Annotated in this window: 1 protein-coding gene; it reads left to right on the top strand. The window is 48.8% G+C overall.

Features of this window, described 5'->3' with window-relative positions:
* Positions 1-16: 16 nt before the first annotated feature.
* A partial coding sequence (locus KDK16_RS06835) for a hypothetical protein (RefSeq protein ID WP_257275301.1) occupies positions 17-1,671 on the top strand: 1,655 nt, incomplete at its 3' end.

Genomic DNA, 1,671 nt, shown 5'->3' with positions numbered 1-1,671 from the left:
CAGACTGAATGGACCATTGACTGCATTCGGGGCTTCCGTCATTCCTAACCTTGACTTGACCCTGAGCCGCTGTGAAGAGGCGCTTGGATCACGCTCGGATGCTGAAAAACGACTTGTAAAACTGAGAAATATGGACCCCGATGCTGATGAAGAGATCCTTTGCCAGCATTCCCAGAGTTTTGAGGCTGATATTTCCAATGCCCGTCTGTGGCAGACGATGGAAAAACACCAGATGGCTGAAACACTCCTGGTGAATATGAAAAAAGAGCTGACCAGAATACTGCTGTCGAATCGATGCGCTGCCACTGCAAAAACACTGCATAAACAGCTCCAGATTGTCAATATTGCTCTGGTGAGACTCTTGCAGGAGCGGGGCTTATATGAATGGGCAGAAGATTTACTGCTGGATATGAGTGGCAAGCAAGCCAACCACAGTGAGGAGTTCCTTTGTCAACCCTGTGGAAATGATGAAATTGATCTGGCTCTGCTGCGACTCTGGGAGCTGATGTGTAAACATGAACGGGTTGGAAGACTGCTGCTGAATATAAGTGGCAAGCGCCTGCATGGCACTGAGGAAGAACTCTTCACTCCCTATGGAGACCGTGATACTGATCTGGCCCTGGCGCGACACTGGCAGAGGATGGGCAAATATCAATGGGCTGAAAGATTGCTGTTGAACATGAGTGACAAGCACCTCTATGACACTGAGGAAGACCTCTGCACGCCCTATGGAGACCGTGAGATTGACCTGGCTCTGCTGCGAGTCTGGGAGCTGCAGGGCAAATATAAACTCACGGAAAAATTACTCTTGAACATGATTAACAAGCACCCCGACGACAGCGAGGACGACCTGTGCAGACCCTCTGAAGATTTTATGATTGACCTGACTCTGGTAAGGCATTGGCAGATAGCGAGCAAATTTAAACGCTCTGAAAGACTGCTGCTGAACATGAGTGGCAAGGATCCCAATGCCTGTGCAGAAGACCTGTGCCAACCTTGCGGGAATTTCGATATTAATCTGAACCAGGCACTCCTTTGGCAGGCAATGGGCAAGAGTGAATGGAGTGAAAGACTGCTTCTGAACATGAGCGGCAAGCACCCCGAAGCCACTGAAGAATTTCTGTGCAAGCCCTATGGGCATCCTCTCATTGACCTGGCCATGGCGCGACTTTGGGAGTTAACGGGCAAATATAAACGGTGTGAAAGACTGTTGCTGAACATCATTGGCAAGCACCCCGATAACAATGAGGAAAACCTGTGCAAACCCAGCGGGACTCGCGATATTGATCTGACTCTGGTTCGCCTCTGGCGGATGATGAATAAAAAAGAACGGTCTCTAAAACTGCTCCATCGTTGCTGTGATTTATACCACGCGAGTGAATGTGAATACACACTCCTGAGTATCTATGCCGGGACCACAAGATTTATGGAATTAATGAGCGGATGTCAGGAAAGTGCCAATACTTTACTGACATGCTCGATCCATTATTTCAGGCTGGCTACCGGGCAGATAACAGACAATGACCTTGAGTCAGGACGAAATAACCTTAAAAAAGCGCTTGAGTCTGTGGAATCGGCGCTGCAGAAATACCCCGCCACTGCAGGCGCTTATTCGCAAAAAGCGCACTGTCTCAGAATGCTAAGTTACAGTGAAGGTAACAGTGAAGACGT

The sequence above is a fragment of the Endozoicomonas sp. SESOKO4 genome (assembly GCF_024606275.1).
The sequence above is the reverse complement of the archived record's forward strand: the minus strand, read 5'-3'. Positions and strand labels throughout refer to the sequence as shown.